Source organism: Macellibacteroides fermentans (genome assembly GCF_013409575.1).
Lineage (GTDB): Bacteria > Bacteroidota > Bacteroidia > Bacteroidales > Tannerellaceae > Macellibacteroides > Macellibacteroides fermentans.
On record NZ_JACCCY010000002.1, the window covers coordinates 589,515 to 611,885 of the forward strand.

General features: G+C 42.1%; 17 protein-coding genes. 11 read left to right on the plus strand and 6 right to left on the minus strand.

The window, feature by feature from the left end; all coding sequences use genetic code 11:
- The first annotated feature begins 4 nt into the window (after positions 1-4).
- Positions 5-1,393, plus strand: a complete 1,389-nt coding sequence (glmM, locus tag F5613_RS07460) for a phosphoglucosamine mutase (RefSeq protein WP_079681865.1) — start codon at positions 5-7, stop codon at positions 1,391-1,393.
- Between the two features lie 72 nt (positions 1,394-1,465).
- Here the strand turns inward: glmM and F5613_RS07465 are convergent, their stop codons facing one another.
- Positions 1,466-1,966: an NUDIX hydrolase gene (locus tag F5613_RS07465; protein ID WP_079681866.1), complete on the minus strand. Its 501-nt coding sequence runs from the start codon at positions 1,964-1,966 to the stop codon at positions 1,466-1,468.
- A gap of 219 nt (positions 1,967-2,185) precedes the next feature.
- Between F5613_RS07465 and F5613_RS07470 the strand changes: the two genes are divergently transcribed.
- Positions 2,186-3,040, plus strand: coding sequence for a hypothetical protein (locus F5613_RS07470; RefSeq protein ID WP_218858897.1), 855 nt, complete (start codon positions 2,186-2,188; stop codon positions 3,038-3,040).
- A 68-nt stretch (positions 3,041-3,108) separates the two neighbouring features.
- On the opposite strand, the gene fldA is transcribed toward F5613_RS07470, so the two are convergent.
- The 3 genes from fldA to F5613_RS07485 form a co-directional block, all read right to left on the minus strand.
- A complete protein-coding gene (fldA, locus tag F5613_RS07475; RefSeq protein ID WP_179399287.1) occupies positions 3,109-3,621 on the minus strand; it encodes a flavodoxin FldA in 513 nt (170 codons plus the stop codon).
- 155 nt (positions 3,622-3,776) lie between these two features.
- Positions 3,777-4,601 (minus strand): LytR/AlgR family response regulator transcription factor, encoded by an 825-nt coding sequence (locus tag F5613_RS07480; protein WP_179399288.1) that lies wholly within the window; start codon positions 4,599-4,601, stop codon positions 3,777-3,779.
- Positions 4,602-4,616: 15 nt separating this feature from the next.
- Positions 4,617-5,372, minus strand: a complete 756-nt coding sequence (locus F5613_RS07485) for a LiaF transmembrane domain-containing protein (protein WP_079681871.1) — start codon at positions 5,370-5,372, stop codon at positions 4,617-4,619.
- A 293-nt stretch (positions 5,373-5,665) separates the two neighbouring features.
- On the opposite strand from F5613_RS07485, the gene F5613_RS07490 reads away from it, so the two are divergent.
- The 6 genes from F5613_RS07490 (at position 5,666) to F5613_RS07515 (ending at position 12,013) form a co-directional block, all read left to right on the plus strand.
- A complete protein-coding gene (locus F5613_RS07490; RefSeq protein WP_179399289.1) occupies positions 5,666-6,394 on the plus strand; it encodes an SDR family NAD(P)-dependent oxidoreductase in 729 nt (242 codons plus the stop codon).
- Positions 6,395-6,567: 173 nt separating this feature from the next.
- Positions 6,568-7,410: a 5-dehydro-4-deoxy-D-glucuronate isomerase gene (gene kduI, locus F5613_RS07495; RefSeq protein WP_079681873.1), complete on the plus strand. Its 843-nt coding sequence runs from the start codon at positions 6,568-6,570 to the stop codon at positions 7,408-7,410.
- Positions 7,411-7,422: 12 nt separating this feature from the next.
- On the plus strand, positions 7,423-8,868 hold the full coding sequence (locus F5613_RS07500) for an MFS transporter (RefSeq protein WP_179399290.1): 1,446 nt from the start codon (positions 7,423-7,425) through the stop codon (positions 8,866-8,868).
- Positions 8,869-8,883: 15 nt separating this feature from the next.
- Positions 8,884-9,678 carry a gluconate 5-dehydrogenase gene (locus F5613_RS07505; protein WP_179399291.1) on the plus strand — a complete coding sequence of 265 codons (795 nt, stop codon included), beginning with the start codon at positions 8,884-8,886 and terminating at the stop codon, positions 9,676-9,678.
- Between the two features lie 7 nt (positions 9,679-9,685).
- A complete protein-coding gene (locus tag F5613_RS07510; protein ID WP_179399292.1) occupies positions 9,686-10,828 on the plus strand; it encodes a DUF4861 domain-containing protein in 1,143 nt (380 codons plus the stop codon).
- Between the two features lie 147 nt (positions 10,829-10,975).
- Positions 10,976-12,013: a TraB/GumN family protein gene (locus tag F5613_RS07515; protein WP_179399293.1), complete on the plus strand. Its 1,038-nt coding sequence runs from the start codon at positions 10,976-10,978 to the stop codon at positions 12,011-12,013.
- A gap of 467 nt (positions 12,014-12,480) precedes the next feature.
- Here F5613_RS07515 and F5613_RS07520 read toward each other — a convergent pair whose 3' ends face one another.
- Positions 12,481-14,493 carry a beta-N-acetylhexosaminidase gene (locus F5613_RS07520; protein WP_179399294.1) on the minus strand — a complete coding sequence of 671 codons (2,013 nt, stop codon included), beginning with the start codon at positions 14,491-14,493 and terminating at the stop codon, positions 12,481-12,483.
- 234 nt (positions 14,494-14,727) lie between these two features.
- Here F5613_RS07520 and F5613_RS07525 point away from each other — a divergent pair, with 234 nt between their 5' ends.
- From F5613_RS07525 to F5613_RS07535, 3 genes are all read left to right on the plus strand, one after another.
- On the plus strand, positions 14,728-18,816 hold the full coding sequence (locus tag F5613_RS07525) for a hybrid sensor histidine kinase/response regulator transcription factor (protein WP_179399295.1): 4,089 nt from the start codon (positions 14,728-14,730) through the stop codon (positions 18,814-18,816).
- A gap of 139 nt (positions 18,817-18,955) precedes the next feature.
- Positions 18,956-19,960 (plus strand): family 43 glycosylhydrolase, encoded by a 1,005-nt coding sequence (locus F5613_RS07530; RefSeq protein ID WP_179399553.1) that lies wholly within the window; start codon positions 18,956-18,958, stop codon positions 19,958-19,960.
- 12 nt (positions 19,961-19,972) lie between these two features.
- The gene (locus F5613_RS07535) at positions 19,973-22,018 is read left to right on the plus strand and encodes a hypothetical protein (RefSeq protein ID WP_246303371.1); all 2,046 of its coding nucleotides are present in this window, start codon (positions 19,973-19,975) and stop codon (positions 22,016-22,018) included.
- A gap of 93 nt (positions 22,019-22,111) precedes the next feature.
- Here the strand turns inward: F5613_RS07535 and F5613_RS07540 are convergent, their stop codons facing one another.
- Complete coding sequence (locus F5613_RS07540; RefSeq protein WP_179399296.1) at positions 22,112-22,321, minus strand: hypothetical protein; 210 nt, start codon at positions 22,319-22,321, stop codon at positions 22,112-22,114.
- Positions 22,322-22,371 lie beyond the last annotated feature (50 nt).

Below are 22,371 nucleotides of genomic sequence, written 5' to 3' on the forward strand. Positions count from 1 at the left end.
ACTTATGACACTGATTAAATCTATTTCAGGTATTCGGGGAACCATTGGAGGCAAGCCCGAAGATGGATTAAGCCCGCTGGCAATTGTTAAGTTTGTTGCGGCATACGCTACCTTTATTAGAAAAAGCACAAAATCGAACACCAACAAAATTGTGGTTGGTAGAGACGCCCGTATTTCCGGTCCGATGGTAAAACAGATTGTTCTAGGAACGCTTACCGGAATGGGATTTGATGTGGTAGACATTGATCTGGCAACTACCCCCACAACCGAGATGGCTGTTACTATGGAAAAAGCCTGCGGAGGAATCATCCTCACCGCCAGTCATAATCCAAAGCAATGGAATGCCCTCAAGTTGTTGAACGAAAGAGGTGAATTCCTGAATGCTGCCGAAGGGAATGAAGTATTGGAAATAGCTGCTTCAGAAGATTTTACCTTTGCCGATGTAGACTCGTTGGGAAAGGTTACTGTAGATACAACCTATAAACAGAAACACATCGAAAGTGTGTTGAATCTCGACCTGGTGGATGTGGAAGCGATTAAGGCTGCCAATTTCAGAGTGGCTATCGACTGCGTAAACTCTGTAGGAGGGGTTGTTTTACCCGACCTGCTTTATGCACTTGGCGTAAAGGAGATATTCAAATTACATTGTGCGCCTCATGGAAACTTTGCACACAATCCGGAGCCGCTGCCACAGCATCTTACTGAAATATCAGAGTTGATGAAACATGCAAAGGCAGATATTGGCTTTGTTGTTGATCCGGATGTGGACCGTCTGGCCCTGGTATGTGAAAACGGAGAAATGTTTGGTGAAGAATATACGCTGGTTGCTATCAGCGACTATGTACTGAGTCATACTCCCGGTAATACGGTAAGTAACCTTAGTTCAAGCCGTGCCTTGCGTGATGTAACCGAAGCACATGGTTGTACCTATCAGGCAGCAGCTGTAGGAGAAGTAAATGTGGTAGCCAAAATGAAAGAAACCAATGCCGTTATCGGAGGCGAGGGCAACGGAGGTGTTATCTATCCTGCCAGCCATTACGGACGCGATGCTTTGGTAGGGATTGCTCTTTTTCTGAGTCATCTGGCAAAGAAAAAAATGAAAGCAAGCGAGCTTCGCGCCAGCTATCCTCCTTATTTCATTTCAAAACAGAAAGTTGAGCTTACCCCCGAAATTGATGTGGATGCCATTCTAGAAAAGGTAAAGGAAAAGTTTGCAGGCAACGATATTACCGATATCGACGGTGTAAAGATAGACTTCCCGGACAAGTGGGTGCACCTTCGTAAAAGTAATACGGAACCGATTATCCGTATCTATTCGGAAGCCCATACAATGGAGGAAGCCGACGAATTAGGAGGCCAGTTAATTAGCATCATTCACGAAATGTGTAAATAACAATCCAAAATACAAATCAAAAAGGAGAGTCCTAAAGACTCTCCTTTTTTTATTTACAAAAATTACTTAGTGTTATAAGTCGGGTAACACCCTATCCAATTCTCCTTCAAAGTTGGGCGTAAAGATTCCTTTACCCATACCAGCCTTAACTTCGGCCAGCGTCCAGAAGCGTCCTTCTTCAATTTCGTCTTTGTTAGGCAAGATAACTCCATTGTAAGTAGTTTTGTAGGTATGAACCAGTTCACGCTCAATTTCCGATTCAAACTCATAGCAAGTTACAAGCTGGGGAGTAAAACCAATAATTCCAAGTTCCTCCATAGCCTCCCTTCTAAGAGCGTCTTCTACTGTTTCACCCCAATCTACATGACCACCTACAGCTGTATCCCATTTACCCGGCTGTATATCTTTGGATTCGGAGCGTTTTTGAAGGAACAGATCACCAGCATCATTAAAAACATGCAGGTGGATAACCGGATGCAGCAACTTACTTCCGCTATGACACTCTTTACGCGTTGCTTTTCCTATAACGGAACCATCGGAGTCGACCAACGGAAACCACTCTTCTTTTTGCATAGCTAATTATTATATGTATACTATACTTCCCTTACCTTCATTAGCAAGGAAACACTCATTGATAAAATGCAAAGATAATGAACTTTATCTTTTACGATAGAATGATAAATGTTATAGAAGATGTAAGAAAATAAGATTGGATATATTAATTCGTAATAATTTCCCGTTATTTAATTGGTCAGCTTGATTAAAATTGTATTTTTGTTCAAAATATAATAAATGCAAGGTAAATATCTATATATGCCATGGATATTATGTGGTCTGGTCGCTGTGCTGCTTCTGGTACTGCAGGGAATACTGCTTGGAAAGAGCTATGAAATTCTATTTAAGTATTTCTCTCACGACATGATACTCCTTTATATCTCATCGTTGGTAACATTCATGCTTTTTATTATGGGAGCTTTTATTCTTGTTTATTCTTTTAACCACCAGCGGAAGATAAACCAGATTAAAATGGATTTTTATACCAAAGTATCATCTACCTTGCATACTATATCTCAGTCGGCCGCCAATGCCAACAACCCCAAGCAAGTATTCTCCGAACTCAGAAAGGGCGAGAACCGGATCCAGGCCATGTTGTTTATCGAAAAAGAACAAGAGGGGTTCTACGTACGGAATGTTTCTGAATTTAATATTATTGAGGCTCTACAAGAATTAAAAAACACCTGCATCAACGAAAGTACGATGCCTCTTACCATCCGCATTACCGATAGAATGGATTCTCCCCTGATAAAAGCCGATAAAGAGCATCTGATACGTGCTATATATATCATTGTTGATCAGCTGGTAGCTCTCTCGCCGGGTAATACATACATTCAATTGATAACAGAAAAAAAGAATCAGGTATTTTCCCTTACAGTGGAGGGCGACGGCGTTCTTCATATCATGCAAGATAGCAGAGCTAACCACCGGATAAAAGCTGATAGTCAGGACCCGGAAAAGGAAAATGAGGGACAGGAAGAGGAGATTGACTATGTAAACTTAGTTGTTAAAGCACAAAATGGCTGGATAGAGTCGGGAAATCATTTCGGTCAAGGCAATGAAATAAGTATCTACTTACCACAGACTTCCTAATTATAAGCTGCGAGTACCTTCCTTTATTTTGCAGAACTAAACTGCAGCATAAAGGAAGGAATCAAATATCAGCTGGCAGGACAATCCTTTTTGAGTAAATCAATCCATTTATCAATTCTACCGTTGGTGAGGGTGCTTTCATTTGTTTCATCCAGAACCAGACCTACAAACTTCCCGTCCACAACCGATTCGGAATCTTCAAACTCATACTCTTCCGGATCGCTCCATCCATAAAATGTAACGCCGCTGCCCTGTAATTCGCGATAGAGTATACCCATACCACTGCAGAAAGAGTCGCTGAATGATCCCGAATCACCCAATCCGAATAAAGCTACTGCCTTGCCCGAGAGATCCAGTTTTTTTACTTTACCGATGGCATTATCCCAATCATCCTGCAGATCGCCGCTACCCCAGGTGGAAGTACCCAATATCAACAAATCGTATTGAGTCAACACATTCAGATCCACCGATGAGATATCGTATACATGCTCGCTGCCCAAACCGAGTTTCTCAGCAATTCGTTCGGCAATTTCGCCGGTTGTTCCTGTTCCGGAACCATAAAATATACCTATTTTTTTCATACGGAGTTAATTTAAAAATGTAAACATGTAAGCTTTGTAAGACTACAATCTTGTTATTTCACAAAGATAGCAGACAGGCAAAGACTATAAAATCCCTATTTATAGGTATACTTTGGTTGTAAAATCATTATATGTAGGTATGAGCTGCGGGCAAGTTAGAGCGACAACCTGTCCTTTAGCAACTTATAACCGGCACTGCTGGCTCGCAGGCATTTACCGTTTTTCAGCAAAACATGGTAGCTCTCTTTTCCATATAATTCGACCCTGAGAATCTGTTCCACATTGATAATGTACGATCTGTGGATGCGAACAAACCGATGAGGAGGTAAACACATCTCGAAATACTTCATCGTCTGCTCTTTAAGGTATTGCCCGCTTGCGGAGAAAAGCATCACATAATCACCTTCCGCCTGCAGGTATAAAAGCTCGTCCAATCGTACGATATGAATTTTTGTTCCGGATTTAACCGCAATATGATCTGTAATCTCATTCTTCTGCAGGGATTCCTTCGGTTCTTCATTATCAGGTAATCCAGACGGTTCTGTAGTTGTCTGACAATTTACTTCAATGGAATCATTTACATCCTTTAGTTTGCATAACCGGTACCACTGCAACAAGATAACCCAACATAAAATGCCCAGAAGAACCCTGATGGGTAGGGTTCGAATGAAGTAATGGTCTATTTGTCCGTCGGCATAATCAAAGAAATAGAGACTGGCAAAAGAAAGAGACAGCCAAAGTCCCAGTGTTAAAAAAGCAACCAGCGCTTCAAGTAAAGGAGCCCTTGTTACATCAACCATGTACCATAGCAGATATCCCAGACAGGCAAAAAGAAAAACAGAAAACAAACTGTCGGCCGTAATCACATTGAATGGCATATCTACATATAGATACAACAAGATCCATTGATTGGTTACGGCCAACAAAGTAAGCAGACTGATCGATACTTTTTCTTTCTTTGAAGCAAGAAATGGATGCATGGTACGAGCGTCTTATTATTTGATCTCTAAACTTCCAAACGTAACCGTACCCTTTATAACCAATGTCCGATCCGAATTAGCACTTCCGTGGTCCATCCGTTTATCATCCGAAGAACCCAGAAAAGGATGTGCTTCGTTCCGGATATTCCACTCACCCGGAATATATAATTCGATGCTTCCAAAGTAACAATTCACATCCAGCACCGTGGTGCCCAAAGGAAGAGAGGTCTTTCTGAAATCAATACGGGTGGCTCCAAAACCATTTTCAACGTATCCGCCGTTAAAAACAGGATCCAGTACAATCCGTTTTACATCGCCAAAGGTGTTCCGTGAATCCACATAACCGCCGGAATTTTCGTTGACTGTTGTGAATTTGTTCCTGTGGTAATATTCGGAATCCTTGCTGCCTCTTTTAATAAGTATGCCAACCCCTATAATCACAAATATTATCGGCCAGAAGGTGAACATGAAGCCGGATGAAAGCATTCCTATTTTTTCTGCCCAGAAGGCCGTTCCAAGAAAAAGGACTACCAATCCGCCGGGATAATTTTTATTGGCTAATAAAAATATTCCGATTACAACCATCAGCGTTTGCCACGAAATAAACATTCCGAACAGCGTATTATCAATCATATTCAGATTTCTGAAAAGAAAAAGAATACCACCTATTATAAATAAAACGGGTAGGAGAACAGATTTGGGCATTCCGGGTTTGGGCTGTTCCGAGCGCTCGGAATCTTTGCGGTCTTGAGGAGGATTAATAATTTCCATATTTTTTAGTATTAAAATGAATATACCACAAAACTATATGGTATCTTTTGCTATATCAATAGTAAATAGGTAATTAGCTGCAAAAAAGCGATGAATAGCCGAAAAAAGCCGACAAACAAAGCTCAATTGCAAAGATAATAAAATACACGAAGGTATATTATGAAGCTGCTACTAATCCATACCGATCTAATATAAATCAAAAAAGGCTTTTGCATAAAGGCTAAATTCAATTAATTTTATAACCAAAACCGGAGCAGATTTCCGGATATCATATTATTAATATAAAAGTACAAATGAAAAAAGTAATCATAATAGGGGCTACATCGGGTATTGGATACGAACTTGCCAAAGGATATGTAAAGAAGGGTTGGCGGGTAGGTGTGGCCGGGCGACGTATTGAAACGTTGGAGATCTTCAAATCTTCGGCCCCCGACCAGATTGAGATTGAACAGATAGATGTTACGGAAACAGATTCTCCGCAACAACTGCAGAGGCTTATTGATAAAGTGGGAGGGATGGATCTGTTTATCCTGAGTGCGGGGGTAGGGAACCAGAACCGGAAATTGAATCCGGATATTGAGCTTGCCACGGCCCAGACCAATGTGGTTGGCTTTATACGTATGGTAACTTTTGCATATCAGTATTTTAAAGAACAGCGCAAAGGGCACCTGGCTGTTATCAGTTCCATTGCCGGTACCAAAGGATTGGGGGTGGCCCCTGCCTATTCGGCCACTAAAGGATTTCAGAATCTGTATATAGATGCACTTGCCCAACTTGCACACATGGAAAAGCAGCCAGTCGTCTTTACGGATATCCGCCCCGGATTTGTTGAAACGGCCTTACTTAAAACGGGTACCTATCCCATGTTGATGAAACCGGACAGTGTAGCCCGCAAGATCATGAAATCGATCAAACGTAAAGAACGTGTGGTTGTAATTGATAAACGTTATGCGATAATTGTCTTTTTCTGGAGACTTATTCCCCGATGGATATGGGAGCGCATTTCTATAAGCAATAAATAGGTTACCGAAGGAAAATCCCGACACTTTTCAACAACCAACACAGACCTTCAGGAAGCGGCAGCATCCTCTAAAATATCATTTTATTATACTATTTTGATATTATTTGCATTGTATTGAGTTAATATCTACATTTGAGCAAACCATATCACGAAAACCATATTAAAATAGAACATATGAAACTAAATTATGAGGTACGCTACGCCGCGCACCCTGACGATGCCAAAAGCTACGACACAACACGGTTGAGAAAAGACTTCCTTATCAGCAATCTGATGGTTGCCGACGAAATTAATTTGGTCTACACTATGTACGACCGACTGATTGTTGGAGGTGCTGTTCCAGTATCCGAAACGATGGAATTAACAGCTATTGATCCCTTACGCGCTCCCTTCTTTTTGTGGCGCCGTGAGCTTGGTATTATCAATGTAGGAGGTTCTGGTTTTGTAGAGGTAGACGGACAAACGTTCGAACTTGATTATAAAGAGGCTTTGTATTTGGGAAAAGGCGATAGAAACGTACGATTCAGCAGCAAGGACAGTGCCAATCCGGCGCACTTTTACTTTAATTCGGCTCCGGCGCATTGTACGTATCCCGACAAGAAGATTACCAAAGCCGAAGCGAATATCCTCGAACTGGGTAGCCTGGAAGGTTCTAACCACCGTGTGATAAACCGCATGATTGTACAACAGGTTCTTCCAACCTGCCAGCTTCAGATGGGGATGACCGAACTTAAGCCAGGTAGTGTTTGGAATACAATGCCGGCACATACACACCCCCGTCGTATGGAGGCTTATTTCTACTTTGAAGTGCCTTCAAGTCAGGCTGTCTGTCATTTTATGGGCGAGACCGACGAAACACGCCATATCTGGATGAAGAATGAAGAGGCGGTGATTTCGCCTGTATGGTCGATTCACTCGGCTTGTGCAACCAGCAACTATACTTTTATCTGGGGTATGGCCGGTGAGAATCTGGATTACGGCGATATGGATGGTTGTGCTACCGAAGATCTTAAATAATCAGACTATACCATGAATACACAAAATGAAAAAATGACAAACTACCGTTGGGTGATTTGCAGCATGTTGTTTTTTGCCACAACGGTAAACTATATGGACCGACAAGTACTTTCCCTGACCTGGAAAGATTTTATCGCTCCGGAATTTCATTGGACAAATGCCGATTACGGAAATATTACGGCCACATTTTCAATTATTTATGCGCTTGCCATGCTTTTTGCCGGTAAGTTTGTGGATTGGATGGACACCAAAAAAGGATATTTATGGTCCATCGGCGTTTGGTCTTTCGGTGCCTGTTTGCATGCTCTTTGCGGCATCGGTACCGAATGGGTGGTAGGATTAGATAGTGCCGAGGCATTACGTATTGCAGAGGGAGCCGACTTAGTGGCAAAGATTGCATCCATCAGTGTTACCTTCTTTATCATCGCCCGCTTTGTTTTGGCAGTAGGTGAGGCCGGAAACTTCCCTGCAGCAATTAAGGCTACTGCCGAATTCTTTCCGAAGAAAGACCGTGCTTTCGCTACCAGCATTTTTAATGCCGGGGCAACTGTGGGAGCTTTGGCCGCACCGGTTAGTATTCCCTTCATTGCCGCAAGTTTCGGCTGGGAGCTGGCATTCCTTATCATTGGGGCTTTAGGTTTCGTATGGATGGGTTTTTGGGTATTTATTTATAAAAAACCCGAGGCTCACCCCAGAGTAAATGCTTCGGAATTAACCTATATCCGTCAGGATAACGACCACGAACCCGCAGGAACTACAGAGGCTCCGGCCAAGAAAATGCCTTTTATGCAATGCTTTACATATAAACAAACCTGGGCTTTTGCATTTGGTAAATTTATGACGGATGGCGTTTGGTGGTTTTTCCTTTTCTGGACTCCGGCTTACTTAAGCTCGGTATACGGACTGGACTCCACGCAAAGTGCACCTCAGATATTTGTTCTCTACCTCATTACCCTGCTGTCTATCGTAGGTGGATGGTTGCCAACCTACTTTGTAGAAAAGAAGGGGATGCATCCCTATGCCGGACGTATGCGTTCAATGCTCATCTTCGCCTTTTTCCCTTTATTGGCATTGCTCGCACAGCCTTTGGGGGGGATGACCGAGGAGTTTGGCGCTTTGGCAGTCTGGTTTCCTGTGGTGATTATCGGTATCGCCGGAGCGGCCCATCAGGCCTGGTCGGCCAACATATTCTCTACCGTAGGTGATATGTTTCCCCGTTCGGCTATCGCTACCGTTACCGGTATCGGAGGAATGGCCGGTGGTGTTGGAGCATTTGTCATCAACATGAGTTCGGGGGTATTATTTGACCATGCCACAAATACTCAGATGCAATTTATGGGTTTTAAAGGAATTGAAGCAGGTTACTTCATCATCTTTTCTATTTGTGCTGTATCCTATCTGATCGGATGGGTAGTAATGAAAATGCTTGTTCCAACCTATAAAAAGATTAACTTATAATTAAACGTAAAAACTATGGTAAATTTTTCATTAGAAGGTAAGGTGGCACTTGTTACAGGAGCTTCTTACGGTATAGGATTTGCATTGGCTATGGCCTATGCTCAGGCTGGCGCAACCGTTGTATTTAACGATATCAAACAGGAGTTGGTGGATAAAGGTCTTGCCGCCTACGAAGCCGAAGGAGTAAAAGCACATGGATATGTATGCGATGTAACCAACGAGGACCAGGTTAATAACATGGTTGCACAGATTGAAAAGGAGGTTGGAGTGATTGATATTCTGGTGAATAATGCCGGAATCATTAAACGTATTCCCATGCATGAGATGACTGCTGCAGAGTTTCGCCAGGTAATCGATATTGATTTGAACGGACCGTTTATCGTGGCTAAGGCTGTTATTCCTTCCATGATTAAGAAAGGACACGGTAAAATTATAAATATATGCTCGATGATGAGTGAGCTGGGCCGCGAAACGGTATCTGCCTATTCTGCAGCAAAGGGGGGACTTAAAATGCTTACCCGCAATATCGCGTCCGAATATGGCGAACACAATATACAATGTAACGGATTGGGACCGGGTTATATTGCCACTCCGCAAACTGCTCCGCTACGTGAACCGCAGGCAGATGGAAGCAGACATCCGTTCGATTCTTTTATCATCGCCAAAACTCCTGCAGCCCGTTGGGGAACACCCGAAGACCTTGCCGGTCCGGCTGTATTCCTGGCATCGGATGCTTCCAACTTCGTAAATGGTCATATTCTTTACGTAGACGGTGGAATATTGGCTTACATCGGAAAACAACCCAATTAAATTGCGTATGAAGCTTATTCTTAGTTTTTTATGTGCAGCCATTCTGTTTGGCTGCACTTCAAATAAAATAGCTACGCTTGCCGTACAGAATGTTTCTACCGAACCGCGCGAGAACGAGATGGTGGAAATTAATGTGGATCCACAGTGGACAACCGCTCCCTTTATTCTGACCGATTCAACGGGAAAGGAGATTCCTTATCAGCTTACCTATAATAATAAGCTGATATTTCAGGCCAGTGTACCAGCTTGCAGCGAGGCGCGCTACCAATTAAAAGCAGGTGTACCCCAGAAGGTGGATACCATCGTAACAGGAAATCAATATCCCGAACGGGTTGATGATATTGCCTGGGAGAATGACCGTATCGCTTTTCGTACCTACGGCCCGGCTTTGCAGGCCAGCGGCGAAAAGGCCTACGGCTATGATGTCTGGGCAAAACGTGTGTCGCATCCCGTTGTGGCCGAACGTTACCGATTGGAATTAAAAGAAGGAATAACCTATCATAAGGATAATGGCAACGGCTGCGATTTCTACAAAGTAGGTCCTACGTTAGGAGCAGGAACTGCAGCACTCATGGTTGCTGATACGTTGGTGTATCCCTATTGTTATGATACGTACGAGATACTGGATAACGGTCCGCTACGTTTTACCGTAAAACTTACCTACCATCCGCTTAAGATTAATACAGATACCGCTGTTGTTGAAACACGATTGCTATCGTTGGATGCCGGAGCACAGTTAAACAGGGTAATTGTTTCGTACCATGGTCTGTCGGCCGCCACTCCACTGGCTGCAGGTATTGTTTTACATGATACGACAACAAATTTTCAAGCTGATGCAGATAGGGGGTATATTGCCTATGCCGATCCGGTGGATCGTGATAACGGACAGCTTTATCTGGCAGCTATTTTACCGGGCGGAGAGGTTAAGTCGGCACAACCAGTCTACTTTTCTGCCCAAGAGCAAAAGACGCGGGGAGCCAACGGCCATTTGTTAGCATGTACTACTTACCAGCCAGACAGTAGCTTTACATACTATTGGGGTGCCGGATGGAGTAAATGGGGCTTTGCCACACAAGATGATTGGTTTAATTTTGTGAGAAAAGAATCCGCAAAGAAGGCCGAACCTATGATGGTGATAGTCGTAGAGTAATAAACAAATAGTTATAGTTAGAACATGTTATCTTCTGAAGCATTGCAGAGGATAACATGTTTTGTTTTTTTATTCTGTTTATTCGAATCCTATTTGCTTCGTATTATAAATTAACTAACTTTGAAGCATTAACGAAATCTACAGGTTATGAAAAACTATTTTCCCTTTCTTTTACTGATCTTCTTTACTCTCTGCGCCTTTGGTAAGGCTCCCAAAGAGGGCCTTTTATGGAAAATTTCGGGCAACGGCTTAACCCAACCCTCTTATCTATTTGGTACATGGCACGGAGATACCGAGCTCCGCAATCAGTCTTTTCTTGACAGTGTGCCCGGTTTTCATGCCTCTTTTCGCTCCGTAAAGCAGTTCATGTGCGAAAAAACATTAACTGGGGCATCAAAATCCACAAATTCTTCTCAAGATAAACTTAGGGCAGTGATGTTGTTGCCTAAGGATACCACTTATAGCGATCTGCTGGATAAGTCACAAATAAGTATACTCGATACCTTTTTAACAAAGAAATTAAAGGTAACTTCAGACAAAATGAACCTGCGTCCCAACGCCTTGTCTTATATTTTAACTCAGATGATATCTGAAGATACGGTTAGAAGCCGGATCCGGCAGAAGGTGATGATTCTTGAAAGTTCAACCCGTCTTCCTGATTCGGTTGTAATTGCCAGAAGAAAACAACTTTATAGTGAACAGGATATTATGGATTATGCCTTGCTTAAAAAAGCAGAAGCAAAGGGAATGGAAGTAGTAGGACTGGATGAGCTTATCGAATATCAGCCTATTATGCTATTTACTACTGATGCAACATTAAAACAACAAGCCGATTCCCTTGTTCGATTCATAAATCGTTCGGGCTTTGATCATTTGGTTGATTCCATGAATCTTTTAACTAGTGCTCTTCGAGACGTTTACCGAGAACAGAACATCCACAAACTAAAAGATGAAAAACAGAAACTGATGGATGGAATTGTTAAAATGGATACATGGACAAAAAATAAAATGGACGAAATGACACAATCATTGGTCTCAGATAGAAACAGAGATTGGATGAAACACATTCTAACATACATTAAGAATAAATCTACCTTTATTGCTGTGGGAGCGTTACACCTTCCCGGAGAAGACGGACTTATCCAATTACTTCGTGATGCCGGATATACGGTGGAACCCATGTAGAAGATTTATTCCTAAGCAGTGCTTTATTTAAATCCCTTAAGGGAAGTAATAGGTTTACTACGATGATCTAATCTTTTGTTAACGAATACTTATTCGTTTGACAGCTGTTAAACGCAAGTTCAACAGCTGTGTACTTTGCGTTCAACAGCTGTCAAACGCAAAGTACACAATTGTTGAACGAATAGTTCTCCTAATAGAAGAAAATAGAAGTCTTAATAGAAGGAGCTAATTGATAGGGAGAAATTTTTAGTTGCTCACTATTAAAGCTTTAAAAGTGGTGGTGTTTTGCAAAATCAGCTCTAATTCCGTGATCGGGGGGATGTGACAGATGGCACACGCTGACAGATGTAAAAATGCCATATATCATTTTATATATCTTTGTTAACCAGCTGTTTGGGTGGTAAAAATGATAGATGACAGTTTGTTTTGCAATAAATTAGTTTTGAAGCTGAGAAGTTTGTAATTTTCTATTTCTGCATCTCCGGCGAATAGATCAGCCCCTCTATGGCATCTTTACCATCGGGGGTAACAAGTGCAAACGCGAATCCCCAGCGGATTAATCTGACTTCCTGAGTTGTAAATGCTCCCACAGGGAGTTTTACGAATACGGTGTTCCATCCTTTCTTCAACGCAACGGGAATCGGTGCACGTGCGACCATGTTCTCGTTTTTAAGAGATATTTCCTGATTGCGCACGGTATGGGTGTTTTCCCAAACAGGAGGTGCAATTTCAGCATCGTTGATCCAGATTCGGCTCTCTTTATTATCCCACTTACCCTGGCGAGGTGCAAGATCGGGCTCGGAACGGCTGTAATTCTGAAATTCAATCCAGGCTCCAACCTTTTGTGCTTTGGGTGAATAGATATAGGTGTAAGCGTAGGCTGTAGAGTTGGGTTGTGGATTCTTAAACAATCCAGATACAATGGGGTCCCAAACGTGACGTAAGCAGATGCCGGATCCGTACACGGTCCGGGTGTTATAGCTTTTCCCTTCGTATGAATATGTGTCGGACAACTGATTCTCCGGAGGGAAGGAGGCCGTAAGATTGCCGGAATTTGGAAATGCGTCTGTAACTTTCCAACTGGCATCCACCTGTTTTACATAGGCAATGGGTTCGTTTTTCAGATAATTGTTCTTGTGGAAAAGAAGTCTCCGTTCAAAGTCGGGGAAATCTGATTGCGAAGGGTTCAGTTGAACGCCATTTTCCTGTATATATTTATCTCCTCCTCCTTTCCATGCACGTTCTGCAACGGCGAGCAGGGCAGGGTAGAAGTTGTTTTGTGTAAGCAGGGCATTATCATTTTCCATTATTCGATCGTTCCACATTCCCACGATCACACCCGCATATTGTTCGTTTCTTTTAGGCTGTCTTGCTATGTTGCTGTTATAGATGCCAACTAAATCGGAAAAGGTATCAAAATGGTTGATATAATGAAAACGTAAGTCGATTGCCGGTTTCCCGGGGAGTGGCCGGCCATGGTTGCTCCACATCATGATCATATCGATACCGTCGGAAGTATATTTGTATCCTGGATTCCATGAAATAACCTTTTTCCCTTTGCTGCGGATGTGGCTAACCATGTCCGGTACGAAGTTAGGCATGGTGATCTTTACCTCATCCGTGCCGATATGCATCCATTCCGAATCTTTAAATATATCGCATATTTCATTCATCAACTCTTTTAAAGTCTCCAATCCTTGCGGTGTTTGCATGGTATAGCCAAATGCCCGTGTAAAGGCCTCGCTATGCCCCGGCATATCTATTTCCGGGATTACGATAATGTTGTGTTGTTTAGCAAAGGCTACCAATTCTTTTGCCTGTTCAATGGTGTAATATTTGCCGGGATGACGCGTGTAGCTGGATGGTGCATTTAGCTGAGGAAAGCGTTTGCTTTCCAATCTCCAACCCTGGTTTTCGGTTAGATGCCAGTGAAATACGTTAACTTTATAACGGGATAAATTGACAATGTGCTTTTTTATCTCATCATAATTCATGTAGCTTCGCCCGATGTCGTGCATGTAGCCACGTATGGGAAAGGCCGGCCAGTCGGTAATGGTGCATGCCGGTATTTTCCCCTTATTACCTTCTGCCAGCTGATGGAGGGTCTGTACTGCCCAGTAAGCCCCTTGAAGCGTTGTGGCCTGAATTGTTAGTTGCGAGGGGTCAATGTTTAATGAATAAGCCTCTTCCTGAAATTCGCATCCATCCACTTTGTCGGTCAGCTTTATACGGATAACAGCTTTTGAGGGTTTTTCGGTAACATTTCCTCCATTCATGCCAATGAACCCTCCAATCTCTGATTTAATTGACGGATCACCAGATGTGGTGGGAGGAAGAATAAGTTGTATAGTGCGGTTCAGATTAAAAACACCCTTTCTCGTCACTATTTTTTGTGGTTGAGGTAACAGATTATCAATTCCCGCATATACCCCTTGCACTGTACACAATGCAATGAATAATAATATTATTAATTTTTTCATTTAAACAGTTCTTTTGTATGTTGAAGTTTATAAAATATATTTGTGTTTTACGCGTAAATTCCTGTTATGTGTGATTGAATCCGGTGGTTGATTTGAAATATTGTAAATAATAATTGCAAATATATATAATATTTATAATAACTGGAGCGGTTGGATAAAAATCGGTCTATTAGAATTTGAGCCTGAGATATAATAATTGTAGTATATTTGTACGAATATTTTACCGGATTGATAATGAATAAACAGCTCTATTTATTTATTTGCCTCCTTTTGTGCTTGTTGACGAATGCCCCTTCGGCGAGGTGTTCCGTTAATCAACAGGATACCAGGTATTATTTCCAGAGGTTGAATAGTAAAGATGGGTTGTCGCAAAATACGGTTCATGCTATTTTACAGGATAGTCAGGGTTTTATGTGGTTTGGGACCAAAGATGGTTTAAATCGGTTTGATGGTCTCACTTTTCGCGTTTTCAGAAAAGAAGGAGGTACCTTGGGGACCAACTTTATTACGACTTTGTATGAAGATACCGATGGAAATATTTGGGTGGGTACCGATATAGGGGTGTATGTCTATTCGAAAGAGACAGAGTCGTTCAGCAAATTCACAATTAATAGCAACCGGAACACGGTAATTACACAACCGGTAACTTCCATTTTGGGTGATAAAGCCGGTAATATATGGATATCCGTAGATTCGCAGGGATTGTTTAGTTTTAATAAGAAAACCCGGAAATTACAGAATTATCAGTTTAACGGCCCCGGACAAATGGTTACGGGAAATGTGACACATTTCTTGTTTGATTCAAAAGGACGGTGCTGGATCAGTTTCTATTCCGATAACTTGTATTATTCCGACGACCAGTTTAAATCTCTTCATCCATTTTCGTCGGATACGGAAGAGAAGCCTTTCCGCGACGATATTATCAATAAATTGGTGGAGGGACCGGATAATACGTTGTTCGTGGGGTCATCCAAAGGGGGACTGAAGAAGATTGACATCCAATCGAACAAGGTTCGCGATTTATTGCCGATGAAAGATGGAAAGCTACCCTATGTACGCTCCATAGCATACTACACAGACAACGAGCTTTGGATAGGTACCGAATCGGGGATTTATATATATAATTTGCTTAGCGGGAAAAGAAATCATCTTGTGCATGACGAAGCGGATTCTTATTCATTGTCTGATAATGCGATTTATTCATTATACAAAGACAAGGAAGGTGGAATGTGGATCGGATCTTATTTCGGCGGACTAAATTATTATCCCAAGGGATACTCCTACATTGAAAAATATTATCCCAAAAAGGAGGACAATTTCAGATTGGGAAAGCGGGTACGTGAATTTTGTCAGGGGAAAGATGGTACCATATGGATTGGTACGGAGGATAAGGGCTTGTTTCTTTTTGATCCTCAAAATGGAAAAATTCAGCCTTTTGTAGACAAGTTGTTGTACAACAATGTTCATGGTCTGTGCATGGATGGGAATTTTCTGTGGGTGGGCACCTTTTCCAAGGGACTCAACCGCATTGATTTACGCACCGGAAGAGTTAAGAACTATCAGAAGGGAATGAGAGAGGATGACTTGAGTTCGAATGATATTTTTTCGGTTTGTCGTTCCAGATCAGGAACATTGTGGATTGGAACAACCTATGGTTTGCATACCTACGACAGAGAGTCGGATCGCTTTAAACGGGTGGAAAAGTTGACAGGTATTTTTATTTACGATATGCTGGAAGATGATGCAGGTAACCTTTGGATTGCCACCTATGCAAACGGAATATATTGCTTTAATCCAGCTAATAATATATGGAAACACTTTGTACACGAAGAAAATAATCCATACAGCTTATCCACCGACAGGGTGCTGAGCGTTTTTCAGGATACGGCTAAGCGGTTATGGTTTACCACTCAGGGAGGTGGATTTTGTATGTATGATAAGGTACATGATAGGTTTGAACATTATAATTCCGAATCTTCTGCATTACCATCCAATGTTGTTTTTAATATGGTGGAAGATAACAGCGGAAAGCTCTGGATAACGACCAACGACGGATTATTTTGTTTTGATCCCGTAACAAAGGCAGGAAAGGTGTATACCGTTTCCAGCGGGTTGCTAAGCAATCAGTTTAACTATCAATCGGCTTTCAAAGACCGTTCCGGTAAAATATATATGGGAACAATTGAAGGTTTTATCGGTTTCGATCCGGCTAGCTTTACAGAAAACAGATATGTACCGCCGGTGGTTATTACGGATTTTCTTTTGTTCAACCGTAAGGTGCCGGTAGCGACTAAAGATTCTCCTTTACCCAAAAGTATCAGTTTGCTGGATGCCATTACCCTTAAATCTAGTCAGCATTCATTCTCATTCCGTATTGCAGCGTTAAGTTATCAGTCGCCGCGGATGAATAAGCTGATGTATAAACTGGAGGGATTCGACAAGGAATGGTTTTACGTTAGGGAAACCCCGGTAATCAATTATTCTAATCTGCCCTATGGATCCTATACTTTTCTGGTTAAAGGGTCGAACAGTGATGGATTATGGAATGCTACTCCAACAACACTCGAAATTCATATTTTACCACCCTATTATCTTACTTTCTGGGCTTTTGCCTGTTATTTCCTGGTTGTACTGGCAACGCTTTACGGAGTTTATCGTTACCTGAAAAATCGAAGTGTACAGAAGCACCGTTTGCAAATGGAAAAGTTTGAACGGGAAAAGGAGCGCGAACTTTATAATGCTAAAGTCGACTTCTTTACTCAGGTGGCGCATGAGATCAGAACTCCTCTTACACTTATAAAAAGTCCCCTTGAAAATATTTTGAAAGAAAATGAATTTCAACCCGGAGTGGAAGAGGATTTACAGATTATGAGCAGGAACGCGAACCGGTTATTGGATCTGACCAATCAGCTGCTGGATTTCAGGAAGACAGAAAATAATGCCTTCCGGCTAACTTTTGTTGAATGCGAGATAGTAGCGTTGCTGAAGGATATACATGCGCGGTTTATACCGCTGGCAAAACAGAGGTGTATTGATTTTAGAATGGATATTCCGTTGGATAGCTATGTTGTTTCATGCGACAGAGAAGCTCTGATTAAGATTGTGAGTAATCTGTTTTCCAATGCGTTGAATCATGCGGGTGGCTTTATTCATGTAAAGCTTGTGACCGAAGAACCTGCCGATTGGTTTTCTGTTGTGGTGTCTAACGACGGAGAGATTGTTCCTTCCGAAATGAGAGAGGCTATTTTTAAACCATTTGTACAATATAATGACAAAGGGAAGAAGCAGACTTCGGGTACCGGTATCGGGTTGGCTTTGGCCCGTTCGCTGGCAGAATTGCATGAGGGTACCCTGATGATGGATGAAACACTTGAACTGAACGTTTTCCGGTTAACCCTTCCGGTTCATCACAAAGAGACTATCCGGTTGCATTCTGAAGTGCCGCTTGCTATGGAAGATGTACATGCGACTTCTGAGTTTATTGCTCCGTTGTATGATATTCTCCCGGTTGATCAAAAAACGAACGACATCGAACCTGAATTGTCAAACGTGCAGACGAAATCCAACGAGAGAAAAGAAGTAGTTCTGGTTGTGGAAGATAATAAGGAGATGAGAGGTTTTCTGTGTCGTCATTTATCACCACACTACACCGTACTAGCTGCCGCTGATGGTCAGGAAGCGATAGAAATGTTAGATACAAATTATGTAAATTTGATTGTGAGTGATGTTATGATGCCGAAGATAGACGGATTGGAGCTTTGTTCCCGGATAAAATCGGATCTGTCATATAGTCACATCCCTATCATTTTACTTACAGCCAAAACCAATGTACAGGCTAAAATAGATGGAATCCGTTCGGGTGCTGATGCTTATATCGAAAAACCATTTTCCATTGAATTCTTACTTGTCAGCATTTCTGGTATGCTTGCAAACCGTGAAAAATTGCATCAGGCATTTGTAAGCTCACCTTTTATTGGAACAAGCACGATGGCGATTACAAAAGCCGACGAGTCTTTTCTGAAGATATTGAACGAAGAGGTAGAACGTAATATGTCGGATCCAGAGTTTAATCTGGATGATTTGGCGGCAAGTATGCATATGAGCCGATCCAGTCTGAACCGTAAAATAAAAGGAATACTTGATCTTACCCCTAACGACTATATTCGTCTGGAACGACTTAAAAAGGCTGCCTCTTTGTTACAGGAAGGCGAATGTAAGATAAATGAAGTATGTTACCGGGTAGGGTTTAATACACCCTCTTATTTTGCCAAATGCTTCCAGAAACAATTTGGCGTTTTACCCAAAGATTTTGTGAATCCCTGAACGTAAGAGCTTTTTCATCCTCATTTGATTCGATTGTTTTATAGATTGACCGGATTGTTTTATCTCAAATAATTCGAATAGGGTACTTTTGTGCAGAGCAAACATGCTGTTTCAATTTAAAAACTATATGAAAAGAGTCATGAGTCCGATCCTTATTCTCAGTATTCTTCTTTCTTGTGGCTCAGGTGTGACAGGCGATCCATTGCCTGATAATCCTGAGGTGCCAGATGTGAAAACTACCTATAGAAATCCTGTAGTCAATTTTAGTCTGCCCGATCCAACAATTATTCAGGCAGCTGATAGCACCTTCTATTTATATGCAACGGAAGATATCCGGAATGTACCTATCCTTCATTCGTCCGATTTGGTGAACTGGACGGAAGTCGGCACAGCTTTCACCGATCAGACCCGCCCCAATTTCGAACCTAAGGGGGGGATTTGGGCTCCGGATATTAATCGTATCGGAGATAAATATGTATTGTATTACTCAATGTCTGTCTGGGGTGGCGAGTGGACTTGCGGTATTGGTGTTGCAACCTCGGATAAGCCAGAAGGACCTTTTCAGGATCATGGAATGTTGTTCAGAAGTAATGAAATAGGCGTGCAAAATTCCATCGATCCTTTTTATATAGAAGAGGGCGGTTCCAGGTATCTGTTTTGGGGCAGTTTCAGAGGTATTTTTGCCATCGAACTGACCGACAACGGACTTTCGGTTAAACCGGGTGCTGAAAAAAAACAAATTGCAGGAACTGCCTACGAAGGGACTTATATCCATAAGAAAAATGGTTTTTATTATCTGTTTGCCTCTACAGGAACTTGCTGCGAAGGTTTGAAGAGTACATATACCACAGTGGTGGGACGTTCCAGCAACTTATTTGGCCCCTATGCCGATAAAAGTGGTCAAAGTATGCTTACCAACCATCACGAAGTCCTGATTCAGAAAAACAACTCTTTCGTGGGTACAGGTCATAATTCAGAAATAGTTACAGATAAAGCCGGCAACGACTGGATTTTTTACCATGGCGTGGATGTAAAGAATCCCCATGGCCGTGTGTTGTTGCTCGACAAGGTGCAGTGGAAGGAGGGCTGGCCACGCATCGAAACAAGTTCGCCATCAGTCCAATCACTCCTGCCTGTTTTTTAATAAAGATTAATTATGAGTATTTTATTTAGAAAATTCACATTCGGAGCATTGCTAGCCTCCACGCTTACTATTTTTGGTCTGCATGCCAACAGCTATGAACCATCGCAGACCGTTGCAAGTCTTTCGTTGAAAGTACCCGGAAACAATTCTAACACGTATCCGCTTACTTTCAACAGACTTGCCAACAGTAATTTTACGTACCAGCTTACTGCTGCAGAACCATTGCCAGTAACTATTTTTCAAAAAGTAGTGGAAAAAGGACTGAAGAGAGAATTGACCGTTTTTATTACGGCATCAGAGGATGTTTATCTTCATTACAGTCAGCTTCTCCGCACCGGTTATCGTCACGAAGATTGTTTGTTTTATCTGCCGGGGTTCTGGTATCGCCGCAATCTGCGGTCGCCAAAAGAGGCTCCTTCCTTCCACACGTCGGATAGTTGGACTGTAAGGGAAGACCGCCTTAGTGCTCCTCTTACGGGTATCTTTAACGAAAAAAACGGAGAATCTCTTACCATTTCACGTAAGGATGATTTTGCTCACGAAGCTTTAACCACTCATAAAGAGGGTGAAGTGGTGTTGTCCGGTAAAACATCACTTGGCTATACAGGGTTCGAGAATCAAGACGGTGTTGCTAATCTCTCTTTTGGATTTCCGTATCAGGAAACTCCCCGTAGTTACATACGGAAGTTGACATTGGCTCCGGCAGTTAAAGCTTTTCAATATGTAAAAAAAGGAGAGACTGTTATTCTGACATGGGAGATACAGGAGAATAGATCGGCCGACTATTCCGCTTTTGTTCAACAAATGTGGGAATATGCATACGATAGTTATCAACCTCAACCAGTACAATCTCCTTATACATCGGATCGGATGAAGGAGGTCTTGAGCAATTATTTTACAGAAAGTCTGGTAACCGATAAACCATTGGTTTACACTTCGGGTGTACACCTGCCAACCTATGACTGTACCCCCGTAGGTATTGCTGAAGTGGGTTTTGTGGGTCGCGTCCTGCTCAATGCCTATAATGCCCTGGAATATGGAGAACAACAAAAACAATCGGACTTGCCTGCTCAAAGTAAACGAGTTTTCGACAGCTATCTGGCAAATGGTTTTACTTCTGCAGGATTCTTTAAAGAGTTTGTAGATTTTAAAACAGGTTATGAAGAAAAGACTCTTAGTATTCGCCGACAATCTGAAGGTGTATATGCCATATTGCACTACTTGCAATACGAAAAAGAGCATGGACGAAAGCATCCGGAATGGGAGACTAAAATGAAACATATGTTGGACATGTTTTTACGTTTACAACAAGGTGACGGAAGTTTCCCCCGTAAGTTTAAAGATGATTTTAGTATAGCCGATAAGAGCGGAGGGAGTACCCCTTCGGCTACATTGCCTTTGGTGATGGGATACAAATATTTTAATGATAAGAGATACCTTGATGGAGCCAAACGTACTGCCGGTTATCTTGAAAAGGAACTCATATCTAAAGCTGATTACTTTTCATCTACGCTGGATGCCAACTGCGAGGACAAGGAGGCTTCATTATATGCTGCAACGGCTACATATTATCTGGCTTTGGTTTCCAAAGGAGCAGAGCGGGAGCATTATGCTTCACTTACAAAGAGAGCGTCGTATTTTGCGTTATCCTGGTATTATGTATGGGATGTGCCTTTTGCAAGGGGACAAATGTTGGGAGACCTTGGTCTCAAAACCAGGGGATGGGGTAATGTATCTGTCGAAAATAACCATATCGACGTCTTTATCTTCGAGTTTGCGTCGGTTCTTGATTGGCTGTCAGATTATTACAAAGAGCCGCGTTTTTCAGGCTTTTCCAAAGTGATAAGTAGCTCAATGAAACAGTTACTTCCTGTTGAAGGTAATCTTTGCGGCGTCGAAAAGAAAGGCTATTATCCTGAAGTAGTACAACATACTCAGTGGGATTATGGCAAAAACGGAAAGGGATTCTATAATGATATTTTCGCTCCGGGATGGACAGTTGCTTCACTTTGGGAGCTTTATAGTCCGGGGAGATCTGAAAAATTTCTTGGAAAATAAGGAATGAAGTAAATGATAAAATAGAATTTGTCAAAATTACCAACGGTTAATTTTGGATATTCAGATTTAGTACGCGAAAAACGCCGTAGAGTTTCATCCTACGGCGTTTTTATTGTTCGCCCAGCACGAACGTATTCTAACGGGTGTAAGTCCCCAACGCACCCTAACAGCGGGAAGCGTCCAGCCAACGACAAGGGTGTTCATCGCGAGGTGTAATCTGAAGGAAGTCTTCGGCAAAGATCTGGCCTGACGAACAGAAACTTGATACCAAGGCTCACGAGTGTGGATTAGTTTGCAATACAAAACAAAGTCCTATAGCTGTTCGGAACACTTGGAGTAAATCAAGCAGGTAT